Below are 17,504 nucleotides of genomic sequence, written 5' to 3' on the forward strand. Positions count from 1 at the left end.
GGGAGTCGACCGGAGGGAGACGGGGGCAGCGCCGCCTGCCCCCTCACACCGGCAGAGCCGTGGTCCGGAACACGGTGCGCAGGGCAAATGAGCTTTGCATCTGCGCCACGCCCGGCAGCCGGCTCAGGTACTGGCGATGGATGCGGGCGAAATCCTCGGTATCCTCGGCCACGACCTTGAGAATATAGTCCGCCGTCCCGGCCATCAGGTGGCATTCCAGGATCGCCGGCACCCGTGACACCGCCTTTTCAAAGGCCTCCAGCACCTCGTCGGCCTGGGCGGTCAGGGTGATTTCCACGAAGACGGTCGACGGAAACCCCATCCGTCGCGCATCCAGCAGCGCCACGTAGTCGCGCACGTAACCTTCGGTTTCCAGGCGCTGGACCCTTCGGTGACAGGCCGAGGCCGACAGATGTACCTCTTCGGAAAGGTCGGCGTTCGAGATGCGCCCCTTGCGCTGCAATACGCGCAGGATGCGCCTGTCTGTCTCATCCAGCGTCATATACGCAAGATCCTCCACCCCAAACGATCATTCATCGAAAATTCGTGCGCCGTGCCCCGCCAGAATGCGCGAGCTTGCGACCCCTTTGCAAGGCTTCGCTGGCATACTGTTGTGCACACCCGAGGAGGAGAACACATGAAGATCGGTTGCCCCACCGAGATCAAACCCCAGGAATTCCGCGTCGGCCTGACCCCGAATGCCGCCCGCGAGGCGGTGGGACATGGTCACGAGGTCATCGTGCAGAAAGGCGCCGGCACCGGCGCCGGATTTGTCGACGAGGATTACACCGCAGCAGGCGCAAGGCTGGCCGAGACCGCGGCCGAGATCTTTGCCGAGGCCGAGATGATCGTGAAGGTCAAAGAGCCCCAGGCCGTCGAACGCGCCATGCTGCGCGAGGGGCAGTTGCTGTTCACCTATCTCCACCTGGCGCCCGACCCGGCGCAGACGCAGGACCTGCTGGCCTCCGGCTGCACCGCCATCGCCTATGAGACCGTCACCGACGAACGCGGCGGGCTGCCGCTGCTGGCCCCGATGTCCGAGGTCGCCGGACGGCTTGCACCGCAGATGGGCGCCTGGACGCTGCAAAAGGCCAATGGCGGGCGTGGCGTGCTGATGGGCGGTGTGCCCGGCGTCGGTCCGGCCCGCGTGCTGGTGATCGGCGGCGGCGTCGTCGGCACCCACGCGGCGCGCATTGCCGCCGGCATGGGCGCGGATGTGACCGTGCTGGACCGCTCGCTGCCCCGGCTGCGCTATCTTGATGATGTCTTTGGCGGCACCTTCGGCACCGGCTATTCCAGCGCCGGCCTCCTGGCCGAACACCTGGAACAGGCCGACATGGTGATCGGCGCGGTTCTGATCCCCGGCGCCGAGGCGCCCAAACTGGTGAAACGTGCCGATTTCGCATCCATGAAACCGGGTGCGGCGCTGGTCGACGTGGCCATCGACCAGGGCGGCTGCTTCGAGACCTCGCGCGCCACGACCCATGCGGATCCGATCTACGATGTGGACGGCATCATGCACTACTGCGTCGCCAACATGCCCGGCGCCGTGGCGCGCACCTCGACCATCGCGCTTGGCAATGCCACCATGCCCTACATGCTGGCGCTGGCGGACAAGGGGTGGAAACAGGCCTGCGCGGACGATCCGCACCTGCTGAACGGGCTGAGCGTGCACGCGGGCAAGCTGACCTATTTCGCGGTCGGCCAGGCGCAGGGGATCGACGTGACCTCTCCGCAACTGGTCATCAAGGGCTGACCAGACGCCGCTGCTAGAGAACCACGATCCCGCTGTGCTTGGCCTTGTGCTCTGGCTCGACATGGATCGTGACGCGGCACCCGTCGAAGGCGGCCATCATGGCCGCCTCGATCCGGTCGCAGATGTCATGCGCCGTATCGACCGACATCTCCCCCGGCACCACCAGGTGAAACTCGACAAATGTCGCCTGCCCCGCGTGGCGGGCCCGCAGGTCATGCGCCTCGACCGCGCCTTCGGCATTGGCCGAAATCAGTTCGCGCATGGCCTCGAGGTCGTCCTCGGGCACGCTTTCGTCCATCAGCCCGCCGACGGAACCGCGCAACACCTGCCAGCCCGACCACAGGATGTTGACCGCCACCAGCGCCGCCAGCAGGGCATCCAGCCAGAGCGCCCCGGTCAGCACGGCGGCCACCACGCCGATCGCGACCCCGGCAGAGGAGACCACGTCGGTCATAAGATGACGCCCGTCCGCTTCCAGCGCGGGTGAGCGCAGGCTGCGCCCCTCGCGCATCAGGACAACGGCCCAGATCCCGTTGATGACACTGGCAAGGCCGATCAGAACCAGACCGGTAAAGGGCGCGTCGATGTCGCGCGGGGCATTCCAGGCGCCCCACGCCTCGTTCAGGATGAGAATCGCCGCCACGACGATCATCACGCCTTCCATGACGGCGCTGAAATACTCGGCCTTGTGATGGCCGAAGGGGTGATCCGCATCGGCCGGTTGCACCGCGATGCGCACCGCCACGAAGGCGGCGATGGCCGTGGCCACGTTGACGATGCTTTCCAGTGCGTCCGACAGCAGCGCGACAGAGCCGGTAAGCCACCAGGCCAGCAGCTTGATCGCCAGCACGGCAACCCCGACAGCGATACTGCCCAGGGCGATTTTCACGGCTCTTGGCATGACATCTCCTGGCAGGCGCGTCGCACCGGCCTGATAGCCAAGCCTCCCGGGCTGCGCAACCCGGGGGCGCCGGTCAGTCCCGCTTCAACGCGTCGCGGATTTCCAGCAGGACCTCCAGCTCGGTCGGCCCCTTGGGTGCCTCGGCAACGGGTTCTTCCTCCTTGGCGGCAGCATCCTTGATTCGGTTGACCATCTTGACCAGCAGGAAGACCACGAAGGCCACGATCAGGAAGTTGATGACGGCCATGACGAACTTGCCGAAGGCAAAGACAGGCGCCCCGGCCTCTTTGGCGGCATCGAGCGAGGCATAGTCATTGCCGTCCAGCGCGTAGAACCAGCCGGAAAAGTCGATGCCGCCGGTAAAGAGCGCGATCACCGGATTAATGATGTCGCCGACCAGAGAGGTCACGATGGCGGTAAAAGCCGCACCGACGATGATGCCCACGGCCATGTCCATGACATTGCCCTTGGCGATGAAGTTCCTGAATTCCTGAAACATACCCTTGTCCCTGTTCCGGCGTATCCGCCTGTCCACATGCGTTCTGCGCCATTGCACAGCCCGGCCCCTGTGAAACCGGGAAAAACATGCCTAGCTTTCCCCCAAACCGGAAAAAGGCCAAGCAAATGTTCGATCTCGCCACCCATCCCGTCGCGGCCCGCTGGCCCGCACAGCATCCCGAGCGCATCCAGCTGTACTCATTTCCCACGCCGAACGGGGTCAAGGCCTCGATCATGCTGGAAGAGACCGGCCTGCCCTACGAGCCGCACCTGGTCACGCTGGCGGATGCGGACGTCAAGAGCGAGGCCTTCCTGAGCCTCAACCCCAACAACAAGATCCCCGCGATCATCGATCCGGACGGACCGGACGGCGCCCCGCTGGCATTGTTCGAGTCCGGCGCGATCCTGCTGTACCTGGCGGAAAAGAGCGGCAAGCTTCTTGGCAACTCTGCCCGTGAAAAGCACCAGATCACCCAATGGCTGATGTTCCAGATGGGCGGGGTGGGCCCGATGCTGGGCCAGCTTGGTTTCTTCCACAAGTTCGCGGGCTCCGAGATAGAGGATCCGCGCCCGCGCGAGCGCTATGTCAACGAGGCCAAGCGCCTGCTGAACGTGATCGAAGGCCAACTGGCGGACAAAGACTGGATTGCCGGCGACTATTCCATCGCCGACATCGCCATCGCGCCGTGGCTGAACATCCTCGACTTCTACGGTGCGCGTGATGTGGTCGACTGGACGTCGTTTCCCCGCACCAATGCCTATCTCGAACGCTTCCTGGAACGCCCGGCCGTGCAGCGCGGCATGAAGATCCCGGCACGCGAGGGCTGATCTGACCGGCTTCGGGGCAGGGTCTCCCCCGCCCCGAGACTCAGCCCGGCAGAGCGCCGGTCAGGACGTAACGCAGGACCTGCACCACCTCCTGCGGCGTCCGCGCCACCGCCAGGGCGGCGGCATCGACCTCTTTCAGGGCGTGATCGTGTTCCGGCGGCTGCAGGATGATCAGCGACTTGCCCAACGCGCTGGCATAGCCCGCGTCAAACGCCGCGTTCCACTGCTTGTACTTGTCGCCAAAGCGCACGACGACCACATCCGCGTCGGCAATGCCCTTACGGGTGCGGATGGCATTGACCATCGCGCCCTTGTGGTCGTGCCAGTACTTGTTGTCCTCGGCGCCCAGGATCTCGACACCGCAATCGTCGCTGGCGGCGTGGTCGGTGACCGGCGCATTGAAGGTGATGTCCAGCCCCTGCGCGCCGTCGATGATCTGGTCGCGCCAGTCGGTGTGAATCTCGCCCGAAAGATAGACGTTCAGTCCCATTCCGCGTTCCTTTCGATGAAAAAGGGCGCATCCGGCGCCCTGTTTCCTGTCAACATATCGGTGGCAGCGCCCGTTGCAAGGCGGCGGCGGCACGACCGCCGGGTATTTCCGCTCCCTGAAATGCAATGGCCGGGCGGCCCCGGTAGGGGCGCCCGGCCAGAGAGCGGAGGCCGTTTTCCGGCCTCCGTCCGGAGTGTCAGTGTCAGCCGTCGACGCGGATGACCTCGTTCTTCGGGTCATAGGGGCTGTCCTGGGTGATCGTCGCGTCCCAGAGCTGGTCCAGCATCTTGACCTTCAGCTGGGTGCCCTCGACCGCCAGTTCCGGCTTGACGTAGCCCATGCCGATGGACTTGCCGAAGGCGACCGAGTAGCCGCCCGAGGTCAGGCGCCCGACGCGCGTGCCATCCGGCGCATAAAGCGCCTCGCGGCCCCAGGGATCGGCATCCGCCGGCCCGTCGATCAGCAGCGTCACGCATTTGGAACGCACGCCGGTTTCCTCCAGCTTGGCCTTGCCGTGGAAATCCTTGGACAGGTCGACAAAGCGCGGCAGGTCGGCCTCCAGCGGGGTGGCGTCGCGGCCCAGCTCATTGCCGAAGGCACGGTAGGATTTCTCCTGCCGCAGCCAGTTCTGGGCGCGCGCGCCGACCAGCTTCATCCCGTGCTTTTCACCGGCGGTGGTCAGCTGGTCCCACAGGTTGTTCTGCATCTCGATCGGGTGATGCAGTTCCCAGCCCAGTTCGCCGGTATAGGCCACGCGGATCGCCATGACGGGCACCATGCCCAGTTCGATGTGGCGCATCGACAGCCAGGGGAAACGCTTGTTGCCCAGCACCGTCGACGGGTCGGCATCCTTGACGATCTCTTTCAGAACGTCGCGCGATTTCGGCCCGGCGATGGCAAAGACGCCCCACTGGGTGGTCACGTCATGGCAGGAAATCCAGCCGAATTCGCCGCGCTTGTCCTCGATCGCCTTGCGCAGGTAGTCGCTGTCATAGGAGGTCCAGGCACCGGCGGAGACCAGATAGTACTTGTCCTCGGCCAGGCGCACGATGGTGTATTCCGTGCGGGTGGTGCCGTGGCTGGTCAGCGCGTAGGTCAGGTTGATGCGGCCGACCTTGGGCAGCTTGTTGCAGGTGAACCAGTCCAGGAACTCTGTCGCTCCGGGGCCCTCGACGATGTGCTTGGTAAAGGCGGTCGCGTCGATCAGGCCCACGCCTTCGCGCACGGCCTTGGCCTCGTCCACGGCATACTGCCACCAACCGCCGCGACGGAAGCTGCGCGCGTCGTGGTCGAAGTTTTCCGGTGCATCCAGCGGACCGTAGTAGTTGGGACGTTCCCAGCCGTTCACGAACCCGAACTGCGCGCCCTTGGCCTTTTGCCGGTCATAGGCCGGCGCGGTGCGCAGCGGACGGCAGGCCGGGCGTTCCTCGTCCGGGTGGTGCAGGATGTAGACGTGGTCGTAGCACTCTTCGTTCTTGCGTGCCGCGAACTCGGTGGTCATCCAGCCCTGGCCATAGCGTTTCGGGTCGAGGGAGGCCATGTCGATCTCGGCCTCGCCGTCCACCATCATCTGGGCAAGGTAGTAGCCGGTGCCGCCCGCGGCGGTGATGCCGAAGGAAAAGCCCTCTGCCAGCCACATGTTGCGCAGACCCGGGGCCGGGCCGACCAGCGGGTTGCCGTCCGGGGTGTAGCAGATCGGACCGTTGAAATCGTCCTTGAGGCCGGATTCCTCGCAGGAGGGCATCCGGTGGATCATCGCCATGTACTGATCCTCGATCCGCTCGAGGTCGAGCGGGAAAAGGTCGGCGCGGAAGCTGTCCGGCACACCGTATTCAAAGCAGGCCGGTGCGTGCTTTTCATAGACGCCCAGGATCCAGCCGCCACGCTCTTCGCGGACGTAGGATTGCGCGTCGGCGTCGCGGATGACCGGGTGCTCGGGGTTGCCCTCGGCGCGCCAGGCCTGCAGCGCGGGGTCCACGTCGGTGACGATGAACTGGTGTTCGACCGGGATCGCGGGGATCTTGATGCCCAGCAGTTTCGCGGTGCGCTGCGCGTGGTTGCCGGACGCCGTCACAACGTGCTCGGCGGTGATGGTGACGGTCTCGTCGCTTTCAACCAGGTTGCCGCCCTTTTCCACCATCTTGGTGCAGGTGACTTCCCAGTGCGTGCCGGTCCAGTTGTAGCTGTCGGCCTGCAGCTTGCGCACGATCTCGACGCCGCGCTGACGCGCGCCCTTGGCCATCGCCTGGGTCACGTCGGCCGGGTTTATGTAGCCATCGGTGTGGTGGTAGAGCGCGCCCTTCAGATCCTCGGTGTTGATCAGCGGCCAGCGTTCCTTGATTTCGTCCGGGGTCAGCCAGACATAGGGCACGCCGCAGGTCTCGGCGGTCGAGGCATAGAGCCGGTATTCGTCCATGCGCTCGTCGGTCTGCGCCATGCGCAGGTTGCCCACCACGGCGAAACCGGCGTTCAGCCCGGTCTCTTCCTCGAGAGTCTTGTAGAAATCGACCGAGTATTTGTGGATGTGGGTCGTCGCATAGGACATGTTGAACAGCGGCAACAGGCCGGCTGCGTGCCAGGTCGAGCCGGAGGTGAGCTCGTCACGCTCGACGAGCATGACGTCTTCCCAGCCGGCCTTGGCCAGGTGATAGGCAATCGAGGTGCCGACGGCGCCACCGCCGACGACCAAAGCTTTGACATGGGTTTTCATGACGCGACTCTCCGGGTTCATTTTCCCCTCAATACCGCGCCGCACATCCCGGCGCCGCGCGCGCCCGACACGTCATGCGGGGAAAACGACGCGCAAGAAGATCGCTGGGCATGCAAAAAGCCGCGGGACGGCGCCGCGGCTTTTCCCCTGCGTCAGGCGCCCGAGTCTAGCACTGGTATCGGTAGGTAAAGACCAGCGTATCCCTACGCCATTCGCCGGTCGGCTGGCAGTTCTGCTGGACCTGGTATTGCCCTGTGAGCTGAACGCGCAGCGGGTTCTGCAGGACCGGCCCCTCGACATGGTATTCCAGCGGAGTGCCGGGACAGTACTTGGAAAACCGCCGCGCCGTGCCGCTGTACCACTCACCGTTCTTCCAGCCGTTGAACAGCAACACGCCGGGCGTCACGCCCGCCGGGTATTGCCAGCTGTGCGGCGTGGTTTCGTACCAGAACCAGCGGTTGTTGCCCTGATCCGTCAGGCGCATGATGGATCCGTTGTGATCCCAGCAGGAGTCCGCGATTGCCGGGCTGGCCGCCAGGCAGGCAAGGATCATGGAAATTAGTCGCTTCATTGAAATGCCCCTCAGGTTGACGCTTGGTCATTTTAGTTTCCGCTCATGCTCTGGAACCTGTCAAACCTTTTCGTCCGCATGATTTTCCCGCTTTCGACGTCGCGACGCCAAACTCGTGCCCCGATTGGAGGCCAGTTGATCCCCTGTGGGCTGCACAGGAGTTGGGAATGTCACGCGCCAGAGGTTTCGGCATCCTCGCCCTTGCCGGGATGGCCGGGCTTGGCCCTCTCGGTGTCGACTATGCCGTACAGTGGTCGCGTGCCGGGGCCGACTTCGGCAAGGCGCACTACATCACCACCCTGATCGAGCGGTTCGGCGACCGCGACGGCGTCATGGGCCGGGTTCTGCGCCGGTCCTCGCTTGTCAGCGACGCCATGCCGCCGGCTCCTCCGGGCTGGACGGAGGAACCCGACACCGTTGGACAGGCAGCCTTTCTCTTCAGTCCCGCGCAGGCGGCGGCCCGCGACCGCGAGTTGGGCCGCGCCACACTGGGCCTGCCCCCCGCCGATGGCTTGCCCCGCTGGGAGGTCGCCGCGTTGGAGCGCTACCGCGCAGACACCACGCGCACCTATCGCAGCGAGAGCGGTCTGATCGTCCTGTCCGTCGAGGACCCGGACCGCAGCATTCCGCACCCGGTCTGGCGGGCGCATCTCCGCGCCATCGACTCGCATTTCGACCGTATCGACACGCTGATCGAACACAGCAGCGCCCAGGACCTGACCTGGTTCGAGGTCCTGGGACCGGTCCAGATCGCGGACGACGGGCAGCGCCCGCACCGCCTGCGCGGCTTTGTCGCCCGGATCGGCGCCATAGACCTGCGCCTGACCACCCGCGCGCCGGACCCGGCGATCCTAGGCTTTCTGGACACCGTCGATCTTGGCGCTTTGCGCGCGCTTGCAGCAAAAAGCGGGCGCCCGGCCCGGCCCGAATCCGAGAAACCCCGGGACATGCCGCATGTCCCGCCCGCGACAGAGGCGGCACAGGTCCGGCTAAACGGCCCGCCACACTGATCGCGCCTGCCTGACAAGGCGGCATGCGGCGATTCCCCGCTGATTTGCCCCCCTGCCCCCCTTCCGCATCCAGTGGCTCAGCCCTATAACGGCGCAGGTCCGGGCTCGCAGAGTCGCGGGCCAATGAGGCAATGGGGCAAGAGCAATATGTTTGGCATGGATGGCATCCTAGGCCTGTTTTCTTCGGACATGGCCATTGACCTGGGAACGGCGAACACGCTGGTCTACGTCAAGGGCAAGGGGGTTATCCTGTCGGAGCCCTCGGTGGTCGCCTACCATGTGAAGGATGGCCAGAAGAAAGTCCTGGCCGTGGGCGAAGACGCCAAGCTGATGCTGGGCCGGACCCCCGGCAGCATCGAGGCGATCCGCCCGATGCGCGAAGGCGTGATCGCGGATTTCGACACCGCCGAGGCGATGATCAAGGAATTCATCCGCAAGGTTCACCGCCGCTCGACCTTCTCCAAGCCCAAGATCATCGTCTGCGTCCCGCACGGCGCGACCCCGGTCGAGAAACGCGCCATTCGCCAGTCGGTGCTGTCGGCAGGCGCGCGCAAGGCGGGCCTGATCGCCGAGCCCATCGCGGCGGCCATCGGGGCCGGCATGCCGATCACCGACCCGACCGGCAACATGGTCGTCGACATCGGCGGCGGCACGACCGAGGTCGCGGTGCTGTCACTGGGCGACATCGTCTACGCGCGCTCCGTGCGCGTCGGGGGTGACCGCATGGACGAGGCGATCATCAACTACCTGCGCCGCCAGCAGAACCTGCTGGTGGGCGAATCCACCGCCGAACGCATCAAAACCTCGATCGGCACGGCGCGGATGCCCGACGACGGACGCGGCTCGTCCATGCAGATCCGGGGCCGCGACCTGCTGAACGGCGTGCCCAAGGAAACCGAGATCAGCCAGGCCCAGGTGGCCGAGGCGCTGAGCGAACCCGTGCAGGCGATCTGCGAGGCCGTGATGACCGCGCTGGAAGCGACGCCGCCGGACCTTGCCGCCGACATCGTCGACCGGGGCGTGATGCTGACCGGCGGCGGCGCACTGCTGGGGGATCTGGACCTCGCCCTGCGTGAACAGACCGGCCTCGCCGTGTCCATCGCGGACGAAAGCCTCAACTGCGTGGCCCTGGGCACCGGCAAGGCGCTGGAATACGAAAAACAACTGCGCCACGCCATCGACTACGACAGCTGAACGCGCGGCACGATTGCCAGAGCTTGCCCTCTGCCCGGTTCGGCAAGCTTTGATCGTGTTCTACTTGGCCAACTGCCAAACGCCCCGGCTACCGTTCTTGCAACTGACAGAGGCGTTTTTGCGGAACGTACAGGTAGTTGAGGTCCCCCGCGCAACGATCTTGTTGCCCGTGTGTGATAGGATGCTGGCTGGACCGAGAGTGTTTGACGATTTGCGATAGGTAAAGCCGACCTTCCCTGTACCATATCGACCCTGAAAACTTGAAAAGGGTCCTTTCGAAAACGTTGCGACAATTTCCTGCCCGTCGGACAGCATCTGTTGCGCCGCGGCAAAACTGGGCAATGTCGCAAAAGAAAGGCTTGCGGCGAAAAGGGCCGACAAAAAGAATGGTGTCATAGCGAGCTCCATGTACTCGAAACGGGATCGGTAGACAGCCGCACCTCCAAGACAGAGGAGGCGACTTCCCGCACATGCAGCCTATGCCACCGTCGCGGGTCGGCAAAGTTGTGCTGGCTCTGGGTCAAGCGTGACTGTAGTAACCGGGCACCAATCTATACAGAATAGGCTAAACGAACCCGACGAGTCTCATGGCCAGCGACCGCAATGCATCCGACGACTTTACCGGCCCGCTCAAGCGGCTGTTGCTTGTCGTCCTTGCGCTGGTGCTCTTCGGGATCTTCCTGCTGTGGCGCATCGACAGTCCGCGCGTGGAACGGTTCCGCGCGCAGGTCGTGGACGCGGTGGTTCCGCGCATGGACTGGGCGATGGCGCCGGTGACGGCCACCATCCGGCTGGTGCGCGATTTCCAGAGCTACCAGCAGCTGTATGAACAGAACGAGGAGCTGCGCCGCGAGCTGCGCAAGATGACCGCCTGGAAAGAGGCGGCGCTGCAGCTGGAACAGGAAAACGCCCGCCTGCGCGACCTCAACAACGTCCGTCTGGACCCGCGTCTGACCTATATCACCGCCGTGGTGCTGGCGGATTCCGGCTCTCCGTTCCGGCAGTCGGTGCTGATCAACGTGGGCGGGCGCGACGGCATCGTGGACGGCTGGGCGACGATGGACGGGATCGGGCTGGTGGGCCGGGTCTCCGGCGTGGGCGCCAATACCAGCCGCGTGATCCTGCTGACCGATGCGACATCGCGCATCCCGGCGGAAATCCAGCCTTCGGGCCAGCGTGCCATCATCGCGGGTGACAACACCTCTGCCCCGCCCATCGACTTCCTGGAAAACCCCGACCTGGTGCGCCCCGGTGACCGGATCGTGACCACCGGCGACGGCGAGGTCTTTCCGCCCGGCCTGCTGATCGGCCAGGTGGCGCAGGACCCCGGCGGGCGGTTGCGGGTGCGCCTGGCCGCCGATTACGAACAACTGGAATTCCTGCGCGTCCTGCGTGACCACGGCGCACGCCGGGTCGAGGCACCCTCTTCGCTGATCCTGCCGGAGGCCCTGCCCGACGCCGGTGCGCCGCCGCCCCCCGCAGCCCCGGGAACGCCCGGCGATGGCTGAGAACAGCCCGGCGCGGCTCTGGACGATGCGGGCCACCTACGTGGCGCTCGCCCTGGCGATTTTCTTCGTCCACCTGCTGCCGCTGCAGATCATGCCCTCGCGCATCGCGGGGCCGGACGTCCTGACGGCACTGACCTTTGCCTGGGCACTGCGGCGGCCCGACTACGTTCCGATGATGTCCATCGCCGGGGTCATGCTGCTGGCGGACTTCCTTTTTCATCGGCCCCCCGGACTTTGGGCGCTGCTGGTGCTGCTGACCTCGGAATGGCTCAAGGTGCGGGGCCGCCACGTGCGCGAGAACACTTTTGCCGCCGAATGGCTGACCGCCGCGACCGGCCTTCTGGTCATCACCGTGATCTACCGCGTCACTCTCGCACTCTTGATCGTGACGCCGGGAATGCTTTCTCTATGGGTGATGCAATATGGTATGACGGTCGCGATCTACCCGCTGGTGGCCGCGATCAGCTACCTTGCACTTGGCGTGCGCCGCAGCACGCCCGGCGAATACGATCACACGGGACGCCCGCTATGAGACGAAGCCCACGCGAAACCGCCGACAGTGCCCGTCGCATCACGCGACGCGGGCTGATGCTGGGCGGACTGCAACTTGGCTTTGCCAGCGTGCTGGCCCTGCGGATGCGTCACATGCAGGTCGACCAGGCGGATGAATTCCGCCTCCTGGCCGAGGAAAACCGCATCAACATCCGGCTGATTCCTCCCGCCCGTGGCCGCATCTTCGACCGCGAAGGCCGGGTGATCGCCGAGAACGAACAGACATACCGCATCACGCTGACGCGTGAGGACGCGGGGGACGTGACCACGGTGATCCGCCGCCTGGGCCAGCTGGTGGAACTGGACGAGGACGACCTGAACCGCGCCCTGGCCGAGATGGAGCGGACGGCCCCCTTCTTTCCCGTCACCATCGCCGATCGCGTCCGGTGGGAGGACATCAGCCGCGTCGCGGTCAACGCCCCAGCCCTGCCCGGCGTCACGCCCGAGGTGGGCCTGAGCCGGGTCTACCCGAACCGCGATCTCTATGCCCATGTGGCGGGCTACGTCGGGCCGGTCTCGGAACGCGACCTGTCGCGCTACGAGGATCCGCCGCCCGTGCTGCGCATCCCCCGGTTCCAGATCGGCAAGGTGGGCGTCGAGGCGAAGTACGAGGAACAGCTGCGCGGCAATGCCGGCGCCAAACGGGTCGAGGTCAACGCCGTGGGCCGCGTCATGCGCGAACTCGACCGGCGCGAGGGCGAGGCCGGCGCCGACCTGCAATTGACCGTGGATACGGCGCTGCAGGAATACGTCCAGGCCCGCCTTGGACAGGAAAGTGCCTCTGTCGTGGTGATGGACGTCAACCGCGGAGACCTTCTGGCCATCGCCTCGGCCCCGTCCTACGACCCCAACAAGTTCGTACGCGGGATTTCGGTGGCCGACTACGGCGAGCTGCGCGACAATGACCACCGCCCGCTGGCCTCAAAAACCGTGCAGGACGCCTATCCGCCCGGCTCGACCTTCAAGATGGTCACGGCGCTGGCGGCGATGGACGCGGGCCTGATGACGCCCGACGACACTGTCTGGTGCCCCGGCCACCTGGAGGTCGGCGGACGCAAGTTCCACTGCTGGAAACGCGTCGGCCACGGCCACATGACCCTGGAACAGAGCCTGCGCGAAAGCTGCGACGTCTATTACTACGAGATGGCGCTGAAGGTCGGCATCGAACGCATCGCCGACATGGCGCGCCGTCTGGGTCTGGGCGAGTCGCATGACATCCCGATGTCGGCGGTGACCGGCGGCCTGATCCCCGACAAGGAATGGAAACGGCGCAACCGCGGCGCGGAGTGGGTAATCGGGGACTCCGTCAACGCCTCCATCGGCCAGGGCTTCGTCCTGTCGTCGCCGCTGCAACTGGCGGTAATGACGGCACGCATCGCCACCGGCAAGGCGGTCACGCCGCGCCTCGTCAAGAGCGTCGACGGCATCGAGACCGTGCACCTGGAGGGGGCAGACCTCGGGATCAACCCCAACCACCTGCGCCAGATTCGCCGCGGCATGTTCGCGGTGTCGAACCATCGCCACGGCACCGCCTACCGGTCGCGCATCGACGCGGCCGAGATGCGCATGGCCGGCAAGACCGGTACAAGCCAGGTCCGCAATATCACCGCTGCCGAACGTGCGCGCGGCGTCACCTCGAACGACGACCTGCCCTGGGAACGGCGTGACCACGCATTGTTCGTGAACTTCGCCCCGGCAGAGGCGCCCCAGATCGCCGTCTCGGTGGTGGTCGAACACGGCGGCGGCGGCAGTACCACGGCAGCGCCAATCGCCCGCGACGTCACGCTGCAGGCGCTCTACAAGGGCGATCCCCCACTCGAGGCCTATCCCACGGCTGATCGGCGCCGCATCAAGGCCCAGCAGGAACGGCTGGCGCGCGAACGCGCCGAACGTCGCGCTCAGGGGAGCGACAGCGCGTGACGTATCTTGAGTACAACGTCAAGACGGTCCCAACCGGCTGGCGCAAGATCCTGCACCTGAACTGGCCGCTGATCGTCCTGCTGACGGCGGTGGCGGGCATCGGGTTCCTGATGCTCTACTCGGTCGCGGGCGGGTCGTTCAGCCCCTGGGCGGAACCGCAGATGAAACGCTTTGGCCTGGGCCTGGCGCTGATGTTCATCGTCGCGATGGTGCCGATCTGGTTCTGGCGCAACATGGCGCTGGTCGCCTATTTCGGCTCGCTCGGCCTTCTGGTGATGGTCGAGCTGTTCGGCGCCGTCGGCATGGGCGCCCAGCGCTGGATCGACCTGGGCTTCATGCGGTTGCAGCCCTCCGAGGTGATGAAGATCGCGATGGTCATGCTGCTGGCCGCCTACTATGACCGGCTGCCGCTGTCGCGCACCTCACGCCCGCTCTGGGTGCTGGTACCCATCCTCATCATCCTTGTGCCTACGGGCCTGGTGCTGACGCAGCCGGACCTGGGGACCGCGATCTTGTTGATGACGGCAGGCGGACTGATGATGTTCCTTGCCGGGGTGCACTGGCTGTATTTTGCCACCGTGATCAGCGCAGGCATCGGCACCATCTGGGCCGTGTTCCAGAGCCGCGGCACCGATTGGCAGCTGTTGGCGGACTACCAGTTCCGTCGCATCGACACGTTCCTGGACCCGTCACAGGATCCGCTGGGGGCGGGCTATCACATCACCCAGGCCAAGATCGCGATGGGATCGGGCGGCTGGACGGGGCGCGGTTTCATGCAGGGCACGCAATCGCGGCTGAACTTCTTGCCCGAGAAACACACCGACTTCATCTTCAACACGCTGGCCGAAGAGTTCGGTTTCGTCGGCGGGGTGTCCCTGCTGGCGCTTTACGTCCTGATCCTGGTCTTTTGCATCGTGGCGGCCCTGCAGAACCGCGACAGGTTCTCCTCACTGCTGATCCTGGGAATCGGGCTGACCTTCTTCCTGTTCTTCGCCGTGAACATGTCGATGGTCATGGGGCTGGCCCCGGTCGTTGGTGTGCCGCTGCCGATGGTCAGCTATGGCGGGTCGGCCATGCTGGTCCTTATGCTGGCCTTTGGCCTGGTGCAAAGCGCGCATATCCACCGGCCAAGGTGAACCGGGCCGGACCTGGCCCCGGGGCACCGGCTTTCCCTTGGCCGGTGCGCGTGGTCTAAGGGGCCAAAAGCAGACCGGAGCCCCGACCATGACCAATATCCTCTTCGCCGCCCGCTCCGAGAAATGGGAGGACTACGAAGGCCCGTTGCGCAGCGCGCTTGACGCCGCCGGGCTGGACTATCGGCTGAGCACCGAGCTGCCCGCCGCTGAGGTCGATTATATCGTCTATGCGCCGAATTCGGACGTGCAGGATTTCACGCCATTTACCCGGCTCAAGGCCGTGTTGAACCTCTGGGCCGGGGTCGAGGGCATCACCGGGAACGAGACCCTGAACGTGCCGCTGACCCGCATGGTCGACGAGGACGGTCTGACCCAGGGCATGGTGGAATGGGTCACCGGCCATACGCTGCGCCACCACCTTGGCATGAACGCCCATATCGTGAACCCGGACCGCGAATGGGACGCGACCCCGCCGCCGCTGTCGGCTGACCGCCCCGTGACGATCCTGGGGATGGGCGCGCTGGGGCAAGCCTGTGCCAAGGCTCTGGCCGCGCTGGGTTTCCCGGTCACGGGGTGGAGCCGCACGCAAAAGGAACTGCCCGGTGTCACTTGCCATGCAGGGGAGGACGGATTGCGCAAGGCCCTGACCGATGCGCAGATCGTCATCCTGCTGCTGCCGGATACGCCCGCCACCCTGAACCTGATCGACGCCGAGACGCTGGCGCTGCCGGCGCGCGGCGCTTTCCTCATCAACCCGGGGCGCGGGCCGCTGATCGACGATGGCGCGCTGATCGACGCGCTGGAAGCGGGGCAGATCGCGCATGCCACGCTCGACGTCTTTCGCGTCGAGCCACTGCCGGAAGATCATCCTTTCTGGTCCCACCCCCGTGTCACCGTCACCCCGCATATCGCCTCCACGACACGCCCCGGGACGGCGGCCCGCGTCATCGCCGAAAACATCCGCCGTGGCGAAGCCGGTGAGCCCCTGTTGCACCTCGTGGACCGCGACGCCGGGTACTGACCCCGTACCGGACTTGACCCGGCGCCCTTCAGCGGCCAAATCCCTGTTCAACCGCCTTGCTTTCAGGAAAACCCATGCCCTTCGACCGCACCGTCAAGATCGCCCCCTCCATCCTGTCCGCCGATTTCGCCGATTTCGGGCGTGAGATCCGCGCCGTCGAGGATCAGGGCGCCGACTGGATCCATGTCGACGTGATGGACGGGCACTTCGTCCCGAACCTCACCTTTGGCCCGCCCGCGGTCAAAGCCTTCCGCAAACATGTCAAGACGGTCATGGACGTGCACCTGATGATTGCCCCCGTCGATCCCTATATCGAAGCCTACGCCGAAGCGGGCGCCGACATCCTGACCGCCCATGTCGAGGCCGGGGCGCATACCCATCGCACCGTGCAGGCAATCCGCGCCGCCGGAATGAAGGCGGGTGTGGCGCTGAACCCGGGCACCCCGGCGCAGGCCATCGAACACCTGCTGGACCTGACCGATCTGGTCTGCGTCATGACCGTGAACCCCGGCTTCGGCGGGCAGAAATTCATCGACATGACCAGCAAGGTCCGCACCCTGCGCCAGATGATCGGGGACCGCCCGGTGCATATCGAGATCGACGGCGGCGTCGATCCGACCACCGCGCCGCTTGTGGTCGAGGCTGGCGCCGACGTTCTGGTGGCCGGATCTGCCGTGTTCCGCGGCGGATCGGTCGAGAACCCGGCGCCCTATGGCGAGAACATCCGCGCGATCCGCACTGCGGCCACCACGCTCGCCGCATGAGCCTGACCATCGCTTTCGACCTGGACGGCACACTGATCGACAGCGTGCCGCATATCCATCACGGCGTGGCCTCGGCACTGGCGGAAATGTCCCTGCCCGGGATCGACCGCGACACGACGCAAGGCTTTGTCGGACGGGGCTTGCCGATCCTGCTGGAACGGGTGCTGGATCACGTCGGCGTTTCGCAGGACCATCACGCCGAGCTGACGCGCCGCACCATGCATCACTACGTCAACACGCCCAGCGACCCGCACTCGGTCTATCCCGGCGCGCGCGAGGCACTGACCGCACTGCATGAGGCGGGCCATCGGCTGACCCTTTGCACCAACAAGCCACATGAGGCCACGCTTTCCGCCCTGTGCGACACCGGGCTGGCGTCCTTCTTCGAGGTTGTCATCGGCGGGGACAGCCTGCCCACGCGCAAGCCCGACCCGGCCATGCTGCACGCCGCGCTCGACGGCGCCTCTCGCGCGCTTTACGTGGGCGACAGCGAAACAGACGTCGAGACCGCACAGAACGCGGGCATCCCGTTCCTGCTGTTCACGGAGGGCTATCGCAAGACGCCAGTCAAGGATCTGCCGCACAGGGCCAGTTTCGCGGATCACGCAGATCTGCCCGCGCTGGTCGCGGACCTGGCGTAGGGAG

The 17,504-nt window shown here is 65.6% G+C and carries 18 protein-coding genes; 11 read left to right on the forward strand and 7 right to left on the reverse strand.

Annotated elements, in window-relative coordinates; genetic code table 11:
• Positions 1-43 precede the first annotated feature (43 nt).
• Positions 44-502 (reverse strand): Lrp/AsnC family transcriptional regulator, encoded by a 459-nt coding sequence (locus PVW46_RS19765; RefSeq protein ID WP_043136437.1) that lies wholly within the window; start codon positions 500-502, stop codon positions 44-46.
• A gap of 135 nt (positions 503-637) precedes the next feature.
• On the opposite strand from PVW46_RS19765, the gene ald reads away from it, so the two are divergent.
• Positions 638-1,756, forward strand: a complete 1,119-nt coding sequence (gene ald, locus PVW46_RS19770) for an alanine dehydrogenase (RefSeq protein WP_069209164.1) — start codon at positions 638-640, stop codon at positions 1,754-1,756.
• A 13-nt stretch (positions 1,757-1,769) separates the two neighbouring features.
• Here ald and PVW46_RS19775 read toward each other — a convergent pair whose 3' ends face one another.
• A complete protein-coding gene (locus tag PVW46_RS19775) occupies positions 1,770-2,657 on the reverse strand; it encodes a cation diffusion facilitator family transporter (RefSeq protein WP_069209165.1) in 888 nt (295 codons plus the stop codon).
• Between the two features lie 73 nt (positions 2,658-2,730).
• Positions 2,731-3,156 carry a large conductance mechanosensitive channel protein MscL gene (mscL, locus tag PVW46_RS19780; RefSeq protein WP_069209166.1) on the reverse strand — a complete coding sequence of 142 codons (426 nt, stop codon included), beginning with the start codon at positions 3,154-3,156 and terminating at the stop codon, positions 2,731-2,733.
• Between the two features lie 125 nt (positions 3,157-3,281).
• Here mscL and PVW46_RS19785 point away from each other — a divergent pair, with 125 nt between their 5' ends.
• Positions 3,282-3,983, forward strand: a complete 702-nt coding sequence (locus PVW46_RS19785; RefSeq protein ID WP_069209167.1) for a glutathione S-transferase family protein — start codon at positions 3,282-3,284, stop codon at positions 3,981-3,983.
• Positions 3,984-4,023: 40 nt separating this feature from the next.
• Here PVW46_RS19785 and PVW46_RS19790 read toward each other — a convergent pair whose 3' ends face one another.
• The 3 genes from PVW46_RS19790 to PVW46_RS19800 form a co-directional block, all read right to left on the reverse strand.
• Complete coding sequence (locus PVW46_RS19790) at positions 4,024-4,473, reverse strand: YtoQ family protein (protein ID WP_043136422.1); 450 nt, start codon at positions 4,471-4,473, stop codon at positions 4,024-4,026.
• Between the two features lie 202 nt (positions 4,474-4,675).
• Positions 4,676-7,183 (reverse strand): GcvT family protein, encoded by a 2,508-nt coding sequence (locus PVW46_RS19795; RefSeq protein WP_069209168.1) that lies wholly within the window; start codon positions 7,181-7,183, stop codon positions 4,676-4,678.
• Positions 7,184-7,349: 166 nt separating this feature from the next.
• Positions 7,350-7,754: a hypothetical protein gene (locus PVW46_RS19800; RefSeq protein WP_069209169.1), complete on the reverse strand. Its 405-nt coding sequence runs from the start codon at positions 7,752-7,754 to the stop codon at positions 7,350-7,352.
• Positions 7,755-7,921: 167 nt separating this feature from the next.
• Between PVW46_RS19800 and PVW46_RS19805 the strand changes: the two genes are divergently transcribed.
• Together PVW46_RS19805 and PVW46_RS19810 are read left to right on the forward strand one after the other, a co-directional pair.
• Complete coding sequence (locus PVW46_RS19805) at positions 7,922-8,764, forward strand: hypothetical protein (protein ID WP_069209170.1); 843 nt, start codon at positions 7,922-7,924, stop codon at positions 8,762-8,764.
• A gap of 156 nt (positions 8,765-8,920) precedes the next feature.
• On the forward strand, positions 8,921-9,958 hold the full coding sequence (locus PVW46_RS19810; protein ID WP_371931771.1) for a rod shape-determining protein: 1,038 nt from the start codon (positions 8,921-8,923) through the stop codon (positions 9,956-9,958).
• A 60-nt stretch (positions 9,959-10,018) separates the two neighbouring features.
• On the opposite strand, the gene PVW46_RS19815 is transcribed toward PVW46_RS19810, so the two are convergent.
• Positions 10,019-10,354, reverse strand: coding sequence for a lipocalin/fatty acid-binding family protein (locus PVW46_RS19815; protein WP_274577272.1), 336 nt, complete (start codon positions 10,352-10,354; stop codon positions 10,019-10,021).
• A 191-nt stretch (positions 10,355-10,545) separates the two neighbouring features.
• Here PVW46_RS19815 and mreC point away from each other — a divergent pair, with 191 nt between their 5' ends.
• The 7 genes from mreC to gph all read left to right on the forward strand — a co-directional run bounded on the left by mreC (position 10,546) and on the right by gph (position 17,500).
• The gene (gene mreC, locus PVW46_RS19820) at positions 10,546-11,466 is read left to right on the forward strand and encodes a rod shape-determining protein MreC (RefSeq protein ID WP_043136409.1); all 921 of its coding nucleotides are present in this window, start codon (positions 10,546-10,548) and stop codon (positions 11,464-11,466) included.
• The gene (locus PVW46_RS19825; RefSeq protein ID WP_043136407.1) at positions 11,459-11,998 is read left to right on the forward strand and encodes a hypothetical protein; all 540 of its coding nucleotides are present in this window, start codon (positions 11,459-11,461) and stop codon (positions 11,996-11,998) included. Before mreC ends, PVW46_RS19825 begins: the two co-directional genes overlap by 8 nt.
• On the forward strand, positions 11,995-13,938 hold the full coding sequence (gene mrdA, locus PVW46_RS19830) for a penicillin-binding protein 2 (protein WP_043136402.1): 1,944 nt from the start codon (positions 11,995-11,997) through the stop codon (positions 13,936-13,938). The genes PVW46_RS19825 and mrdA overlap by 4 nt, the downstream gene beginning before the upstream one ends.
• Complete coding sequence (gene rodA / locus PVW46_RS19835) at positions 13,935-15,074, forward strand: rod shape-determining protein RodA (RefSeq protein WP_043136399.1); 1,140 nt, start codon at positions 13,935-13,937, stop codon at positions 15,072-15,074. The genes mrdA and rodA overlap by 4 nt, the downstream gene beginning before the upstream one ends.
• Before the next feature lie 88 nt (positions 15,075-15,162).
• Complete coding sequence (locus tag PVW46_RS19840) at positions 15,163-16,095, forward strand: 2-hydroxyacid dehydrogenase (protein ID WP_069209171.1); 933 nt, start codon at positions 15,163-15,165, stop codon at positions 16,093-16,095.
• Positions 16,096-16,169: 74 nt separating this feature from the next.
• Positions 16,170-16,859 carry a ribulose-phosphate 3-epimerase gene (rpe, locus tag PVW46_RS19845; RefSeq protein ID WP_069209172.1) on the forward strand — a complete coding sequence of 230 codons (690 nt, stop codon included), beginning with the start codon at positions 16,170-16,172 and terminating at the stop codon, positions 16,857-16,859.
• The gene (gph, locus tag PVW46_RS19850; RefSeq protein ID WP_069209173.1) at positions 16,856-17,500 is read left to right on the forward strand and encodes a phosphoglycolate phosphatase; all 645 of its coding nucleotides are present in this window, start codon (positions 16,856-16,858) and stop codon (positions 17,498-17,500) included. The genes rpe and gph overlap by 4 nt, the downstream gene beginning before the upstream one ends.
• The last annotated feature ends 4 nt before the right edge of the window (positions 17,501-17,504 follow it).

Source organism: Mameliella sp. AT18, assembly GCF_028807275.1.
Classification (GTDB): domain Bacteria; phylum Pseudomonadota; class Alphaproteobacteria; order Rhodobacterales; family Rhodobacteraceae; genus Antarctobacter; species Antarctobacter albus.